15 protein-coding genes and 1 rRNA gene are annotated in these 16,388 nt (G+C 37.4%); 8 read left to right on the forward strand and 8 right to left on the reverse strand.

The genetic code is table 11. From position 1 onward, the window contains the following. Positions 1 to 185: 185 nt before the first annotated feature. From rsmG to rpmH, 8 genes are all read right to left on the reverse strand, one after another. A complete protein-coding gene (gene rsmG / locus BM056_RS15270; RefSeq protein ID WP_092472289.1) occupies positions 186 to 902 on the reverse strand; it encodes a 16S rRNA (guanine(527)-N(7))-methyltransferase RsmG in 717 nt (238 codons plus the stop codon). Next, positions 903 to 2,792 (reverse strand): tRNA uridine-5-carboxymethylaminomethyl(34) synthesis enzyme MnmG, encoded by a 1,890-nt coding sequence (gene mnmG / locus BM056_RS15275; protein WP_092472290.1) that lies wholly within the window; start codon positions 2,790 to 2,792, stop codon positions 903 to 905. Between the two features lie 9 nt (positions 2,793 to 2,801). Further along, entirely contained in the window at positions 2,802 to 4,205 is a 1,404-nt protein-coding gene (gene mnmE / locus BM056_RS15280; RefSeq protein ID WP_092472291.1) for a tRNA uridine-5-carboxymethylaminomethyl(34) synthesis GTPase MnmE, read from the reverse strand. A 68-nt stretch (positions 4,206 to 4,273) separates the two neighbouring features. Continuing rightward, on the reverse strand, positions 4,274 to 4,894 hold the full coding sequence (gene jag, locus BM056_RS15285; protein WP_092472292.1) for an RNA-binding cell elongation regulator Jag/EloR: 621 nt from the start codon (positions 4,892 to 4,894) through the stop codon (positions 4,274 to 4,276). Continuing rightward, positions 4,891 to 5,559: a YidC/Oxa1 family membrane protein insertase gene (locus BM056_RS15290; protein WP_238456477.1), complete on the reverse strand. Its 669-nt coding sequence runs from the start codon at positions 5,557 to 5,559 to the stop codon at positions 4,891 to 4,893. Before BM056_RS15290 ends, jag begins: the two co-directional genes overlap by 4 nt. A 90-nt stretch (positions 5,560 to 5,649) precedes the next feature. Continuing rightward, positions 5,650 to 5,856, reverse strand: coding sequence for a membrane protein insertion efficiency factor YidD (gene yidD, locus BM056_RS15295; protein ID WP_092472294.1), 207 nt, complete (start codon positions 5,854 to 5,856; stop codon positions 5,650 to 5,652). Positions 5,857 to 5,859: 3 nt separating this feature from the next. Further along, positions 5,860 to 6,207 (reverse strand): ribonuclease P protein component, encoded by a 348-nt coding sequence (gene rnpA / locus BM056_RS15300; protein WP_092472295.1) that lies wholly within the window; start codon positions 6,205 to 6,207, stop codon positions 5,860 to 5,862. Positions 6,208 to 6,259: 52 nt separating this feature from the next. Continuing rightward, the gene (gene rpmH / locus BM056_RS15305; RefSeq protein WP_092472296.1) at positions 6,260 to 6,394 is read right to left on the reverse strand and encodes a 50S ribosomal protein L34; all 135 of its coding nucleotides are present in this window, start codon (positions 6,392 to 6,394) and stop codon (positions 6,260 to 6,262) included. A gap of 288 nt (positions 6,395 to 6,682) precedes the next feature. Here rpmH and dnaA point away from each other — a divergent pair, with 288 nt between their 5' ends. The 8 genes from dnaA to BM056_RS15345 all read left to right on the forward strand — a co-directional run. After that, positions 6,683 to 8,011, forward strand: a complete 1,329-nt coding sequence (gene dnaA, locus BM056_RS15310; protein ID WP_435050969.1) for a chromosomal replication initiator protein DnaA — start codon at positions 6,683 to 6,685, stop codon at positions 8,009 to 8,011. 183 nt (positions 8,012 to 8,194) lie between these two features. Further along, positions 8,195 to 9,298, forward strand: a complete 1,104-nt coding sequence (gene dnaN / locus BM056_RS15315; RefSeq protein WP_092472298.1) for a DNA polymerase III subunit beta — start codon at positions 8,195 to 8,197, stop codon at positions 9,296 to 9,298. A 32-nt stretch (positions 9,299 to 9,330) separates the two neighbouring features. Continuing rightward, positions 9,331 to 9,540, forward strand: a complete 210-nt coding sequence (locus tag BM056_RS15320; protein ID WP_337833514.1) for an RNA-binding S4 domain-containing protein — start codon at positions 9,331 to 9,333, stop codon at positions 9,538 to 9,540. Then, on the forward strand, positions 9,541 to 10,665 hold the full coding sequence (recF, locus tag BM056_RS15325) for a DNA replication/repair protein RecF (RefSeq protein WP_092472300.1): 1,125 nt from the start codon (positions 9,541 to 9,543) through the stop codon (positions 10,663 to 10,665). Between the two features lie 29 nt (positions 10,666 to 10,694). Beyond that, positions 10,695 to 10,949: an extracellular matrix regulator RemB gene (gene remB, locus BM056_RS15330; protein WP_092472301.1), complete on the forward strand. Its 255-nt coding sequence runs from the start codon at positions 10,695 to 10,697 to the stop codon at positions 10,947 to 10,949. Between the two features lie 25 nt (positions 10,950 to 10,974). Continuing rightward, positions 10,975 to 12,873 carry a DNA topoisomerase (ATP-hydrolyzing) subunit B gene (gene gyrB / locus BM056_RS15335; RefSeq protein WP_092472302.1) on the forward strand — a complete coding sequence of 633 codons (1,899 nt, stop codon included), beginning with the start codon at positions 10,975 to 10,977 and terminating at the stop codon, positions 12,871 to 12,873. Between the two features lie 131 nt (positions 12,874 to 13,004). Further along, the gene (gene gyrA / locus BM056_RS15340; RefSeq protein WP_092472303.1) at positions 13,005 to 15,443 is read left to right on the forward strand and encodes a DNA gyrase subunit A; all 2,439 of its coding nucleotides are present in this window, start codon (positions 13,005 to 13,007) and stop codon (positions 15,441 to 15,443) included. 594 nt (positions 15,444 to 16,037) lie between these two features. Next, positions 16,038 to 16,388, forward strand: a 16S ribosomal RNA gene (locus BM056_RS15345); the annotation flags it as partial.

The following is a 16,388-nucleotide window of genomic DNA, read 5'->3' on the forward strand; positions in this document are numbered from 1 at the left end:
TAGGAAAGGGGACACACCTCCCCTTGAATGATGAATTTGGGGTCTGAGGTATGTCCCCAATTTGATGTGCTTTAATTGATATTTAATTCCACGTTAGCATCTTTTCTTCCTTCCAATACATATTATATAAATATTACGTGCTTTTCGGTTCAAAATAAAAACAAACAGGATTTTACACCTGCTTGTTATAATGGATCTTTTTTTGGTATACCCGGTCGTCGAGGATATTGCGGCGGAGTTTTTCTGATTTTTTCTATTGTCACTATAGTTCTGCCTTCACCACTGATAGGTAGTTTTTCTTCTCTTACTGTTTGAATTTTCCCGCCCAATATTTTTATCGCCTTATCGGCCTTTTTTAATTCTGCCTTGACATTTGGTCCTTTAGCCGCAATAAAAATTCCACCTTGTTTAATAAGAGGCAAACAATATTCAGCCAGTAATCTTATTTCCCCAACAGCCCTGGTCACGGCAACATCGAACTTTTCTCTGTAATCTACCGCCATTTCTTCAGCTCTGGCATGAATGGCTTTGGTATTTTCCAAATTTAGTTCAGCTATAACTTTTTTAATAAAATTAACTTTTTTATTTACTGCATCAACTAATACTAAATTTATTTTTTCTGTACGATATACCTTTAACGGCAAACCAGGAAAACCTGCTCCACTTCCTATATCTACCATATATACATAATTATATTTTTCTATTTCTTTATAAAGCATTAATGAATCTATAAAATGCTTTTCCGCTGCCTCAATTTCTTCGGTTATAGAAGTTAAATTATATTTACTGTTCTCCTTAATCATTATTTGATAATGTTTATAAAAAAGTTCCAGCATAGCTTCATTTAAAAAAACTTCAATTTTTAAAGAACCTCTTATTAGCTCCTCTTTAAATTTGTTCATTTAAGCCTCGCTCGCATTTTTCCTTTTTTCTTTTTCAAGGTAAACCAATAAAACAGATATGTCAGCCGGGTTTACTCCAGATATTCTTGAAGCCTGTCCTATAGAAACCGGTCTTATTTTTTCTAATTTTTGCATTGCTTCAACTGCTAATCCCTGTATTTTTCTATAATCAATTTCCTGCGATATTTTCATATTTTCCAGTTTCTCAAATTTTCTAACCTGCGCTTCCTGTTTTTTAATGTATCCTTCATATTTTATTTGTATTTCTACTTGTTCCATAATTTCTTCATCAATACCGGGGTGTTCAGCTGGAATTTTTAGTAAATCATTATATTGGATTTCCGGCCTCCTTAATAGGTTAGCCATCAAAATACTGCCCTGAACCTCAGCTGAATTTTTCCTGGCTAATATTTCCTTTAATTCCGGTCCAACTGTAACCATCATTTTATTTAATCTTTCAATTTCTTCTGCAACAGCTTTCTTCTTATTTTTATATTTTTGATATCTTTCCGGCGTTACCAGTCCAATTTGAAAACCTTTTTCTGTCAACCTTAAATCGGCATTATCTTGTCTCAACATTAATCTATATTCAGCCCTTGATGTTAGTAATCTGTAAGGTTCAGTGACACTTTTGGTAACCAAATCATCGATCAGAACGCCAATATATCCTTCCGATCTTGACAATATAAAAGGTTCTTTATTTTTTATGTACATGGCTGCATTGATACCCGCAATAATACCCTGGGCGGCAGCTTCCTCATAACCCGAAGTTCCATTTATTTGCCCGGCCGTGAATAATCCTTTGATCCCTTTGGTTTCTAATGTTAATTTCAATTGATTCGGCAACACATAATCATATTCAATGGCATAACCAGGCCGAACAATTTCAACATTCTCCAATCCCGGTAATGATCTTAACATGCGCAACTGTACATCTTCAGGTAAACTTGTTGACATGCCCTGCACATACATTTCTGTAGTTTTCTTTCCTTCGGGTTCCACAAATACCTGATGCGCAGGTCTATCGGAAAAACGAACTACTTTATCTTCAATGGATGGACAATATCTTGGGCCTACTCCTTGAATAAAACCACTGTATAAAGGAGATCGATGCAAGTTTTCTTTGATGATGCCGTGAGTTTTTTCATTACTGTAGGTAAGCCAACAAGGTATTTGCTCTCTTGCACGAACATCTGAAATAAAAGAAAAATTTAAAAGTTTTTCGTCACCGGGTTGAACAGCCATTTTACTAAAATCAATGCTTCTCTTGTCAACTCGTGCCGGTGTTCCAGTTTTAAATCTATCTAATTGCAAGCCGATCCCTTTTAAACTATCTGACAGTTTAACCGACGGAAAATTGCCACTGGGCCCACCAGGGTAAGCTAAATCACCAATGACGATACGACCTTTTAAAAAAGTTCCAGTGGTAATGATAACAGCATCAGCCTCAAAAACAGCACCAGTTTGTCCAATAATACCGGCAACTTTATCTCCTTTAACTATTATTTTTTCTACCATTACTTGTTTAACATCCAAGTTAGGCTGATTTTCCAAAACCCAAATCATATTAATTTGATATAATTTCTTATCAGCTTGAGCACGCAATGCTTGAACAGCCGGTCCCTTAGCTGTATTTAACATACGCATTTGAATTGATGACCGGTCTGTATTTATTCCAATTTCTCCACCCAGAGCATCAATTTCCCTAATCAACTGGCCTTTGGCCGGACCACCCATAGCAGGATTACATGGCATCATAGCAATATTTTCTATATTAATAGTTAAAACAAGTGTTTTTAGGCCCATTCTCGCTGATGCCAATCCAGCCTCACAACCTGCGTGACCGGCTCCCACAACTATAACATCGTATTTTCCGGCCAGGTATTCCATACGATTTCCTCACTTTCCAATACAAAATTCTGCAAAAATTTTATCAATGATATTTTCTGTTACTGCTGTTCCGTTAATTTCCCCAACTGCTTCCCATGCTCCCCTGATATCAATTGCTATAATATCAAGCGGCATTCCTTTATCTACAGCCACTAAAACATCCTCTAAATGTATTAACGCCTTCTTTAATTGGTTTTTATGCCTAATATTACTAATTATAGCAGTGTCGCTAGTTATTGACTTTCCACCTGTCACCATATCAACTATTTTTTTTTCTAATTTTTCAATTCCCTTTTCTTTTATAGCTGATATCTCAATTAAAGGCCAATTTGGTAATACCTCTTTTATTTTATAATTAATATTTTTTCTATTATTTTTTAAATCAATTTTATTTAACACTTTAATTCCGCATTTTTTTTCTACCATCTTAACAATTTTTTCGTCTTCATAATCATACTCTTCATTGGAATCAAAAACCATAAGAATCATTTCAGCTTCTTCTATAGCAGATTTTGATTTTTCTACCCCTATTTTTTCTATCATATCATCAGTATCTCTTATTCCGGCTGTATCAATAATTTTAACCGGCACACCACCTAAATTAAGAATTTCCTCAATAACATCCCTGGTTGTGCCAGGTATATCAGTAACAATAGCTCTCTTTTCTTTAAGTAATACATTTAATAAAGATGATTTTCCCACATTAGGCTTGCCCGTTATTACAGTTTTTAGACCATTACGGTAGATTCTGCCTGTATCTGCAGTATCCAGCAGATTTTTTATTTCTTCCTTTACCTTCTTTACCTTAGTCTTTATGGTTGTTAAATTATACTCTTCAATTTCATCTTCTGGAAAATCAATATTAGCCTCAATAAAGGCTGTAATCTCCAATAATTCATTTTGTATAAAATCTATTTTCCGTGATAAACCACCTTTTAACTGCCCCACAGCCAGTTTAAGAGCATCTCCAGTTGTTGACCTGATTATATCAATAATTGCCTCAGCCTGGGCCATATCCAATCTTCCATTTAGAAAAGCGCGTTTACTAAACTCTCCCGGTTCAGCCAATCGTGCACCCTTTGATAAAACAAGTTCTAGTATTTCCCTTACGGGTAAAGATCCACCATGACAATTTATTTCAATAATGTCTTCCTTCGTGTAAGTATTTGGTGCCCGCATTACACTCACTAAAACTTCATCAATAATTTCTCTGTTTACGGTATCAGAATTATTATTGTTATTATAGATATGCCCGTAGATAATCTTAAAATTTTCGTTATCTAGATCCCTATCTTTAACAGGTTTAAATATAGCTTTGACTATATTAATGGCATCTGGTCCACTGATTCTGACAATACCTATACCACCTTCTCCTAATGGAGTTGAAATTGCGGCAATGGTGTCGTCAATCATGTCGCTCCCCCAATCTTCTTAAAAAGCCCAGCGTAGAATTTAATTCTTCCGCTGGGCTTATTCTTTCACTATTTTTTTGGTGATATTATTATTTTGCGATATGGTTCATCGCCTTCACTAAAAGTGTAGATATCAACTCGATCTTGAAGTGCCGTGTGTATAATTCTTCTCTCCATCGAATTCATTGGTTCCAACACTACATTCCTACCACGCTGCTTTGCTTTATCAGCAAGTCTGTATGCCAATTTTTTTAATGTTTCTTCCCGGCGTTTTCTGTAGCCCTCAATGTCAAGCAATACTCTTTTTCTTTTTTCAAAGCTTTTGTTAGCCGACAGGTTTACTAGATACTGGAGTGCATCCAGTGTCTCTCCCCTTCTCCCGATTAGTATACCCAAGTCCGGGCCGTTGATATTAACCTTTACTTTTTCCTCATTTTCATCAATATTAATTTCTACATCAAGTTTCATTGCTTTCATAATATTTTCTAAAAAATTTTTAGCTCTGATCGAAGGATTTTCTTTTTGACTTACTTTTACTCTCGCAGGTTTACCCCCTATTATGCCAAACAGTCCTTTAGTGGGTTCCTCTAAAACCACTATTTCAACCTGATCTTTATTAAGATTAAGTTCCCTTAAAGCATTCTCTACAGCCTCATTTATCGTTTTAGCGCTTTTTTCAACACAATTCACTTCGAAGGAGCACCCTCCTTTACCTGTCCAATTTGTTTATTTACCAGATATTGCTGCGCGAAACCCAGTAGATTAAACATTGTCCAATATAACGCCAGCCCGGCCGGTACGGTAGTACATATCCATCCAATAAAAACAGGCATTGTATAAAGCATCATCCGCTGAGTTTGGTCGGTTGTAGAAGTAGTTAATTTTGATTGTAAATAGGTTGATGCTCCCGCCAACAAAGGGAAAATCAGGTTTGGTATAGTTGAAGCCGATAACGGAAATAAAGGATATACTTTACTTAAATCACTAACCCAAAAAAATGTGGCATGGGCGTGATTAATGAAATCAAAGTGGTATAGCGCTCTGTACAAAGCTATAAGAATCGGCATTTGAACCAATATCGGCAAACACCCAGCCATTGGATTAACGTTGTGCTCCTTATACATTTCCATAATTTTTTGCTGCATTTTTTGCGGGTCTTTTCCTTTATACTTGTCCTGAATTGCCTTAATTTTCGGCTGGATTTCCGCCATACGTTTCATAGAGACCATCTGTTTCTGGGTAAGTGGAAATAACACAACTTTAATCAATATTGTGAGTAATATAATAGCTAAACCATAATTTGGCAATCCTATTATAATTGTAACATGATAAAGCCAGTTAATCAAAGCGGTCATGCCATTAACCAGTGTATTCCATAGTTCTACCAAACCATCGCCTCCCATTGCAAAACGTTTAATCCAAATTTACAGATTTTAATTAGGGTTTTAAACAGGATCATAACCGCCGGGATGAAAAGGATGACATTTTGATATTCTAATGATAGTCTTTATTAAACCTTTACAAATGCCATATTTGGATAATGCTTGTATGGCATATTCCGAGCACGTAGGATAAAATCTGCAAGTTTGACCTTTCAAGGGCGAAATAAACTTCTGATAAAATCTAAGCATTTTAATTAACAAATATTTCATACATTAATTCTTCCTTGCAGTTTTCTTGTTTATTCTGTACACCAGATTTTCCATTGTATCCCTGACGGAATTAAATTCTAATTTCTCAATTCCCTTACGAGCTATAATAATATAGTCATATCCGCTGGCTAACTTATTTTCGCATCTCTTACAAACGTCTTTTAACCTTCTTCTTACCTTATTTCTCACTACCGCCTTACCAATCTTCTTACTTACCGAATATCCGAATCTGCTATAGCCTAGATGATTTTCCATAGCAAAAATAACTGCATGTCGGTTAGCCAGCGATATGCCCTTATTATAGACTTTTCTATATTCCTTATTTTTTCTAAGCAAATATTTTTTTTTCATACTGCCAGTTCAGTAACCTTCCACAATTAGCAAAAGGCCACCCGTAGCGGCCTTATGCTGTAAGTCTTTTTCTACCTTTTAACCTTCTATTTTTGATTACATTACGTCCCGCTTTTGTAGACATTCTTTTTAAAAAGCCATGAACTTTTTTTCTTTGTCTATTTTTTGGCTGGTATGTCCTTTTCACCTAAACACCCCCTGTTAACCCTAACCAGCTTAATATGATCTTATTTTGTTTGGAAAATACTAGGCGTACGTAGTACATTATATAGTATGCCCTGTTTTAGAGTCAAGCATATATTTTGCTTTGCTTAACTCCATTTAGCCCTGTCTTTGTTGAATACATCAGTAAAATTTGGTATTATTTTGGTTAGCCCCTTTTTTATTTATCCACACCCTGTGGGTAACTTTGTGTATAAATTGTTAATTAAAGTTTCGTTTTTAGATAAAATCGTTTGAGGGGGAACAATTTTTGATTAGTGCCGACGTAACGACCATCTGGGGAAAAACAGTAAAAGAGTTAAAAAACCATCTAAATTCTCAATCATATGAGACTTGGATCAAAACAATGAAACCTGTTTCCATAAGAAACAACGTTTTTTATATCATTGTGCAAGATCAATTTTCCAGGGACTGGCTCAATAATAGTTATGCCCCTTTGTTTAAAGACATTATCAGCAAAATAGATAACTCAATAATGGATGTTCAGTTTATTATGCAAGATGAAATAATCCAAGACAATTCTGCAGTAAAATACCGAAATACCAGTTATGAGCTTAGAATCACCCCCTTGAACCCAAAATACACTTTTGATAATTTTGTAGTGGGAGACAGCAACAGATTTGCCCATGCTGCCTGTCTGGCTGTGGCTGATTCACCAGCTAAAGCTTATAACCCCTTATTCATATACGGGGGGGTAGGTCTTGGTAAAACTCACCTAATGCATGCCATAGGCCACTTTATTAGTGAAACCAACAAACTCCAGGTTGCCTATGTAACTTCGGAAAAATTCACCAATGATTTGATTAGTGCCATACGTGAGGAAAAAACCGTTGAATTTAAAGAAAAATACCGGAGTATTGATACATTGTTAATTGACGACATTCAGTTTCTAGCTGGTAAGGAGAGAACACAGGAAGAATTTTTCCACACTTTTAACACCCTGTATGAGGCAAGTAAGCAGATAATTATTTCAAGTGACCGTCCTCCCAAGGAAATACCAACTCTTGAAGACAGATTACGCTCCCGGTTTGAATGGGGATTAATAACAGATATTCAACCGCCTGATTATGAAACCAGAATCGCTATTCTGCAAAAAAAAGCGAACATGGAAAACTATAATGTCCAAGACGATGTCATTACTTTTATCGCCGACAGAATAAATTCCAATATTAGGGAATTGGAAGGCGCTCTAATCAGGGTAGCAGCCTATAGTTCATTAACCAACGAGACTATTGATAAAGATACCGCCCAGGAAGTTTTAAAAGATATCTTACCTGATAAAAAACCAGTAGAAATAACGATACCGTTAATACAGCAGAAAGTATCCAATTTTTTCGGCCTTAAAATTGAAGATTTAAAATCAAAAAAAAGACACCGTGCCGTTGCCTTACCACGCCAGATTGCGATGTATTTATGCCGTGAACTAACTGATTATTCCTTACCTAAAGTTGGTGATTTTTTCGGTGGCAGAGACCATACAACAGTTTTGCATGCTCAGGACAAGGTATCAACAGAAATTCAAAAAGATCCCACCTTTGCTCAAACTGTCCACAAATTATTAGAAACCATAAAACAAGGCTAGGCTGGCAAGTTTACTTATTCCATACTTATACCGGCTTTTCAATAACGTTATTAACATAGATTTTAACAGCGGCTTTGCTTTACCTGATCCCGTTTGATCGACTTTTCCACTGTTTTCCCCTTACTACTGCTATTACTGCTATTAAATTTTATATATTAATTTCTATCAATAGAAGGTGATGTAATGCACTTTTCAACAAACAGAGACCAATTATCTTCTGCAATAAGTATCGTCCAAAGGGCTGTTTCCAGCCGTAACCCAATGCCCATAATGTCTTGTGTCCATTTAGAAACTACAGGCAACGTTCTAAACGTAACAGCAACCGACCTTGAATTCGGCATACGTTGCTCCTTACAAGTTGATACACTAATTGACGGTGCAGCGGCCATACCTTCAAAATATATATCCAGCCTGATGGGAAAACTTCCTGTTGGTAATATTGATGTAAAGTGTGACATTTCTACCAACACCAGTACTTTTAGTTATGGAGATTCAGAAATGGCGCTTAACGGATTCCCTGCTGAAGAATTCCCTTTATTTCCGGAACTGCCCGTCAAACCAACTCTGCGATTAAAACAAAATATTTTTAAAAGAATGTTAAAAAGAGTGCTTTTTGCAGTATCCAACGATGAAAGGAGGCCTGTCTTTACCGGTGTTAATATAACTGTAGATGAAGAGGGCACCTTATCAATGGTGGCCACTGATATTAGAAAACTAGCTGTAAGTCAGGAAAAAGTCGATGATACAAATGGCCAAATTATAAATATAATTGTTCCCGGAAAAACTCTTAATGAAGTTTTTAAAATTATTGATGCAGTAGATGATGAATTTGAAGTTTATCTAACTGAAAACAAGGTATTTTTTACCTTAGACAATATTTGTATTATGTCTCGCCTAATTGTAGGCCAATTTCCTAATTATAAAATAGTAATTCCACCAAATTATGTATGTGAGTTAAGATCTAAAATCAGCGAGTTACTGGATGCAGCTGAAAGGGCTTCTTTATTAATTGACACAAGAAGGAATGTTTTTAATATTCGATTCCAACCAGAGCAACTATTACTTTATTTTTATACTGAATCAGGGAGAATTCGTGAGGAAATTAGTACCGATTTTTCAGGAGACCCTTTAGATGTTGGATTTAATATCAGGTTTTTTATAGACCTTTTACGATCTATGGATACTGAAGAGGTAATTATCAAAATTAGTGGTCATGACAGTCCCGCTGTTTTTCAACCTGTAGATGATCATAGTTATTTTTCCATCTTGGTGCCCGCCGTGGCCTGATAAAGGTGCTGGTTTAATTGTTGAATATTTTTGTGGAAAATGAAATAAGACTTGATCAGTTTTTAAAATGGTCCCGCACAGTTTCGACCGGTGGTCAGAGTAAATATTTAATTTTAAATAATAAAGTAAAGGTTAATGGTGTATTGGAAAATCACCGGTCAAGAAAATTAAAGCACGGTGATAAGGTTGAAATTGAAAACATGGGCTCTTTTAGAGTTGTAGCCAACCGGGAGGGCTCATGATTGTTCTTAAAAGAATTGATCTTAAAAGATTTTCGCAATTATTTAGAATTAAATTTTAACCCTGACCAGGGAATAAATATAATAACCGGACCCAATGCCCAGGGAAAAACCAACTTGCTTGAAGCTATTTTTTTAAGTGGAATGGGTTTTTCTTTTCGGTTAAAAGATAAAGATGTCGTAAAATGGGGTAATGAACATTCTATTTTGAAGTCATCATATCAATTAAGCGATTTTACGGTTGATGTTTTTACTCAGATCAAATTGGACGGTCTTAAAAAAATATTGATAAACGGATCAGAGAATAACCGTAAATCTTTACCGGGGTATTATGGTATTATTTTATTTAGACCCGACGATTTGCAAATTATTAAAGGCCCTCCATCCCAAAGGCGTGATTTCATTGATAATGATATAGGATTTATTAGCTCTGTATATCGCAAGCTCTTAAAACAATACAGGAGAATTGTGCTGCATAGAAATAATTTGCTCCGTCGAGGGGAACACCATAAGGATGACTTTAAAATTTGGAACGAAGAATTTTACAGATACGGGGCTGAAGTTCTTTTCAGAAGAATTCAGTTGTTAAAAAAATATTTTCCTCTAGCCCGGGATATTTATGGCAGCATCGCAGGTAAAAATGAAAAACTTGATATGAAATATTTATCATCAGCTAGAATTTCAGATTCTTTAAGTGTAGATCAAATTATTAATGATTTTATTATTGAAGGAAAATCAAGGGAAAAGGAAGAATTATATAAAAAACAGACCTTGTTTGGTCCACACAGAGATGATATAACATTTTTATTAAATAATAAAGATATTCGTAATTTCGGATCTCAAGGGCAGATAAGGTCAGTTGTACTGGCTTTAAAAGCTGCACAAATGAAATTATTTAAATGTGAAACTGGACAAAACCCCATTATGTTACTGGATGATGTCTTAATGGAGTTAGATGAAAATCGCCAAAATTATTTACTGAAACTTATTAGTAATAATCAAGCATTTATTACAACTACCGGGTTTTCCAAAACAATTAGCCGGCACATAGACAGGGTATACTTTATTAATAGCGGAACGATAAAGGAAAGGGAATACACTTCCTCGGGGAATGCCCCCAACGAATAAATGTCACCAATTTAAGGGAGGATTAGCGGATGTTTTTACACCTCGGAGGGGACGTGATTGTTCCCAAAAAGGAAATAGTGGCTATTTTAGATATTAGATCAAAAGCTTCCGCTATTACAAAGGAATTTTTGGAAATAGCTGGTGATGAAGGTTTTATTATTAATATTTCAACATCAGGAAAAGAAAAAACCTATGTAATTACCAATAATGAGATATATTTGTCTCCAATTTCTTGTACAACTTTAAAAAAGAGAGCTTTATCCCAGGTGTCAAGTGAAGACTAACCAGTTTGGAAACGGAGGATCCCGATTGTTGGAAAACAACACCAGATACAGTGCGGAAGAAATTCAAGTATTAGAGGGGCTTGAAGCTGTTAGGCGTCGGCCAGGGATGTACATTGGCAGCACCAGTTTAAGAGGCCTTCATCACCTGGTTTATGAAGTGGTTGATAACAGTATTGATGAGGCTATGGCTGGTTACTGCAAAAAAATAGATGTAATTGTTCACTATGATAATACTGTTACTGTAATTGATGACGGACGCGGTATACCAGTGGACACGCATCCCAAAATAGGCTTACCTGCCGTTGAGGTAGTTTTGACCATGCTTCATGCTGGTGGAAAGTTTGGCGGTGGTGGTTATAAAGTTAGCGGCGGCTTGCACGGTGTCGGTGTATCGGTGGTCAATGCACTGTCGGAATGGCTTGAAGTAGAGGTTCGCCGGGAAGGTTTTATCTGGCACCAGCGATATGAACGGGGTGTTGCTGCTTCAAAGCTAGAGAAAACAGGAAAATCCAAAACTACAGGTGTCAGAATCACTTTTAAACCTGACCCGGAAATATTTGAAGAACTAGTATTTAACCAGGAAACATTAATTCAGCGAATCAGGGAACTTTCTTACTTAACGAAAGGTATAAAAATAACCTTTATTGATGAACGCACGGAACAACAGTTTGTGTACCAGCATTCCGGCGGTATAAAAGATTTTGTGATGCATTTAAATAAAAATAAAAATGCTTTACACAAACCCATTTATTTTGAAGACGTTAGAGACCAGATTATGGTTGAAGTTGCCCTGCAATATACTGATAGCTATGTGGAAAACTTTTTTTCGTTTGTAAATAACATTCATACCGTTGACGGCGGAACCCATGAAACCGGGTTTAAAACCGCATTAACACGGGTGATGAACGATTATGGTAAAAAATATAATATTATTAAAAACGGCTCAGGCTTGCTTGGTGAGGATATTCGTGAAGGCTTAACTACTATAATCAGTATAAAAGTTCCAGAGCCTCAATTTGAGGGGCAGACTAAAACAAAGCTTGGTAATAGCGAAGTAAGAAGCGTTGTTGACACTGTAGTGGCAGAAAAACTAAGTACTTTTTTTGAAGAAAATCCACAGGTGGCACGCAAGATATTAGATAAATCAATAAATGCAGCCAGGGCCAGGGAGGCTGCCAGGAAGGCGCGGGAATTGACAAGGCGTAAGAATGCTCTTGAAAGTTCAACGCTGCCGGGAAAATTAGCTGATTGTTCCGAACGGGATCCGTCGCTTAGTGAAATTTTTATAGTTGAAGGTGATTCCGCCGGAGGTTCAGCTAAACAGGGAAGGGATAGACGTTTTCAAGCGATTTTGCCACTCAGAGGTAAAATTTTAAATGTTGAAAAAGCTCGAATGGATAAAATTCTGGCCAATGAAGAAATTAGAGCGTTAATTACTGCTTTTGGAACAGGTATCGGGGAAGAGTTCAATATTGAAAAAGCCCGTTATCACAAAATAATTATTATGACTGACGCTGATGTTGACGGAGCTCATATTAGAACTTTGTTGTTGACTTTCTTTTACCGGCATATGAAGCAGTTAATCGAAAATGGTTATGTCTTTATTGCTCAACCACCTTTATACCGGGTGCGCAAAACTAAAGAAGAACATTATGTGTTTAGCGACATTGAATTAGAACAGTTATTAAAACGAATCGGGCGTGAAAAAATTTCAATACAAAGATATAAAGGTTTGGGGGAGATGAACCCGGAACAATTATGGGAGACTACAATGAATTTTGATTCAAGAACAGTTATGCAGGTCAAGCTCGAAGATGCTATTGAAGCAAATAGTATATTTTCCATGTTGATGGGAGATAAGGTTGAGCCACGACGTGAATTCATTCAAGAAAACGCAAGGTACGTTAGAAACCTTGATGTTTAATGCAAAGTTTCTACTTAGGCGGGAACAGCGTTTCCCGCTCTTTTAGTTTAAACTAAACGGTATTGCCTAAGTTATTTAAGGCAATTATACTAATAAAGATGTAATAATTTACAGTTTGAGGTGAAATATCCGTGCCTGCTTTAACCGGAAAAGTGGTTCCTATTGATATAAAAGATGAAATGAAGCATTCGTATTTGGATTATGCTATGAGTGTAATTGTGGGCAGGGCTTTGCCGGATGTAAGGGACGGCCTGAAACCTGTTCACCGTAGAATTCTTTACGCCATGCACACACTGGGGGTTACACCTGATAAACCGCATCGTAAATCAGCGTACATTGTCGGTGAAGTAATGGCTAAATACCACCCTCATGGTGATGCTGCAATTTATGACACGCTGGTGAGGTTGGCTCAGGATTTTTCTTCCCGTTATCCTTTAGTAGACGGGCATGGCAACTTTGGGTCGGTAGACGGCGATGCGGCAGCGGCCATGCGTTACACTGAGGCACGCTTATCCAAAATAGCAACTTTGATGCTGTCTGATATTGAAAAAGAAACTGTTGATTTTGCGCCCAACTATGATGAGAGCGGTAAGGAGCCTGTTATTTTACCTTCCCGTATTCCAAACTTACTGGTAAACGGCTCTGCTGGAATTGCTGTGGGTATGGCAACTAATATTCCGCCGCATAACCTGACCGAGGTTATCGATGGAGTTGTCATGTTAATTGATAACCCTGAAACAGAAATTAATGACTTAATGAAAGTAATTAAAGGACCGGATTTTCCTTCCAGTGCCATAATTATGGGACGCGAAGGCATAAGGTCGGCTTACAAAACAGGCAGGGGATCAATTAAAGTAAGGGCAAAGGCGGAAATTGAAGAAACAGGTAAAAAAAGCAGCATCATCGTGACCGAGCTGCCTTATCAAGTAAATAAAGCCAAACTGGTTGAAAAAATAGCCGAACTGGTCAAAGATAAAAAAATTGAAGGTATTACTGACCTTAGAGATGAGTCTGACCGGCATGGTATGCGGATAGTTATTGAATTACGCCGGGATGCCAATCCGCAGGTCATATTAAACCAGCTTTATAAGCATACCCAAATGCAAGATTCATTTGGGGTAATATTGCTTGCGTTGGTTAATGGCCAGCCAAAAGTTCTGAATCTTAAAGAAACACTTTATCATTATCTGGAGCATCAGAAGGAAATAATCACCAGGCGTACCAGGTATGATCTGAACAAGGCCGAGGAAAGAGCCCATATTGTAGAAGGACTGCGTATTGCTCTGGCCAATCTTGATGAAGTAATTAAAATAATTCGTGGTTCCAGGACTGTGGATCAGGCCAGAAAAAACCTGATGGAAAGATTTAATTTTTCCGAAAAACAGGCCCAGGCCATTTTGGACATGCGTCTTCATCGTTTGACCGGTCTTGAAATAGATAAATTGGAGGCTGAGTATAAGGATCTAATCAAAAAGATTGATTATCTTAGATCAGTACTGGCAGATGAAAAAATGGTGCTGGGTATTGTTAAACAGGAAATACTGGAGATTAAAGAAAAATACGGCGATAGCCGCCGTACGGCCATTGCTGATGAGAGTATAGATTTTGAAGATATTGACTTGATACCTGAAGAAGATATAGTTGTAACCATTACTAATCAAGGATATATAAAAAGAATGCCCCTTGAAACTTATCGCAGCCAGAGAAGAGGCGGTCGCGGTATACATGCAATGGGCATTAAGGATGATGATTTTCTCAGACATCTTTTTATTGCTACAACTCATCATTATTTTTTGTTTTTTACTACCAAAGGCAAAGTTTATCGGCTTAAGGGATATGAGATTCCTGAAGCCGGCCGGCAAGCCAGAGGTACTGCTATAGTAAACCTGCTTTATGTGGACAACGATGAATATATAACCACGGTTATACCGATTAAGGAATACTCTTCCAGCCATTATCTTTTTATGTTAACCCGCAACGGTATAGTGAAAAAGACTTCGTTAAACGAATATGACACTTCCAGACGGGATGGCATAATTGCTTTAAACCTGGACGAAGGGGATTCATTAATAGATGTATTAATGACCGACAATAAAGAAGAGATAATTATTGGAACTAAGCTTGGTATGGCCATCAGATTTTCTGAAAATGATGTCCGTCCCACTGGCAGGGCATCCCGAGGGGTAAAGGGTATTACTCTGAAGAAAGACGATGTAGTGGTATCCATGGATAGAGTGCGGGAAGGCAGTGATTTATTGGTTGTAACCAGCCAGGGCTATGGTAAAAGAACCAGACTAAATGAATATAGAACCCAGACCAGGGGCGGCATGGGAGTAACAAATATTAAATGTACACCCCGTAATGGCTATGTAGTTTCGCTTCAGGTTATTGCACCTGATGAAGAAGTTTTGATGATTAGTGCCGATGGGATAATGATTAGATTAAAGGCTGATAATATTTCATTGATCGGCCGGGCTACTCAGGGTGTGCTGCTGATGAAACTGGGTGATGGAGATCACCTGGTGGCGGTGGCAAGAGTTGTTGCTGCAGAAGATGGCGGGGATGAATAAAATCCCCGCTTTTTTTCTTGCACTTTAATGATATTATACCAGGCCATATATATGGCCTGATCAAAGGAGTAAAGTACTGAAAAGCACGCATAGAGGGAACTGAATTAGCGCGCTTTTCATGCACTTTAAGAAAATTTAACTGGCCATATTTATGGCCAGAGCTAAGGAATAAAGTATAAAAAAGCGCACGTTAAGGGAACTGATAGAGTGCGCTTTTTTTATTGACAAGGAATAAAACGTTTGCTATATTATAAATCGTGATTGTAATCGGTTAAGTTAAATACTATTAATTTACACTTGAAAACAACTGGTTATAATGATAATATGTAAAAGTCGTCGCAAGCCGGTAAAAGCAATAGACGGAAACAAGATTAAAAAATGGATATTGACAGTACGGCTCAGTGATGATACAATAATAAACGCCGCTGAGTGAGCGGTGGCAACCAAAACCAGGTCCTTGAAAACTAAACAGAGTTGAGATGCGATTGCGTGTGAGCGCAATCAAAGCAAAAGAACCTCGTCAAAGTGAAGAACTTTGAAAGAGTAATTCTAACAAACGAGAGCAAAGATTAAACTCTTAAAATATATAAGCTATATATGGAGAGTTTGATCCTGGCTCAGGACGAACGCTGGCGGCGTGCTTAACACATGCAAGTCGAACGGAGATTAGCGAAGAGTTTACTTTTTGCTAATTTTAGTGGCGGACGGGTGAGTAACGCGTGGATAACCTGCCTGATAGCCTGGGATAACGCCGGGAAACTGGTGCTAATACCGGATACGCTCCTTGGGATGCATATTCTGGGGAGGAAAGGAGAAATCCGCTGACAGATGGGTCCGCGTCCCATTAGCTAGTTGGAGGGGTAACGGCCCACCAAGGCGACGATGGGTAGCCGGCCTGAGAGGGCGACCGGCCACACTGGAACTGAGACACGGTCCAGACTCCTA

It is taken from the genome of Desulfotruncus arcticus DSM 17038 (assembly GCF_900113335.1).
In the GTDB taxonomy this organism is placed as follows: Bacteria; Bacillota; Desulfotomaculia; order Desulfotomaculales; family Desulfallaceae; genus Desulfotruncus; species Desulfotruncus arcticus.

Bases quoted from the DNA above. Each gene is read 5' to 3' on its own strand.
- dnaN (WP_092472298.1), top strand. From the start codon at position 8,195: ATGCACTTTTCAACAAACAGAGACCAATTATCTTCTGCAATAAGTATC.
- mnmG (WP_092472290.1), bottom strand. From the start codon at position 2,792: ATGGAATACCTGGCCGGAAAATACGATGTTATAGTTGTGGGAGCCGGT.
- rsmG (WP_092472289.1), bottom strand. From the start codon at position 902: ATGAACAAATTTAAAGAGGAGCTAATAAGAGGTTCTTTAAAAATTGAA.
- rnpA (WP_092472295.1), bottom strand. From the start codon at position 6,207: ATGAAAAAAAAATATTTGCTTAGAAAAAATAAGGAATATAGAAAAGTC.
- BM056_RS15290 (WP_238456477.1), bottom strand. From the start codon at position 5,559: ATGACCGCTTTGATTAACTGGCTTTATCATGTTACAATTATAATAGGA.
- mnmE (WP_092472291.1), bottom strand. From the start codon at position 4,205: ATGATTGACGACACCATTGCCGCAATTTCAACTCCATTAGGAGAAGGT.
- remB (WP_092472301.1), top strand. From the start codon at position 10,695: ATGTTTTTACACCTCGGAGGGGACGTGATTGTTCCCAAAAAGGAAATA.
- yidD (WP_092472294.1), bottom strand. From the start codon at position 5,856: ATGAAATATTTGTTAATTAAAATGCTTAGATTTTATCAGAAGTTTATT.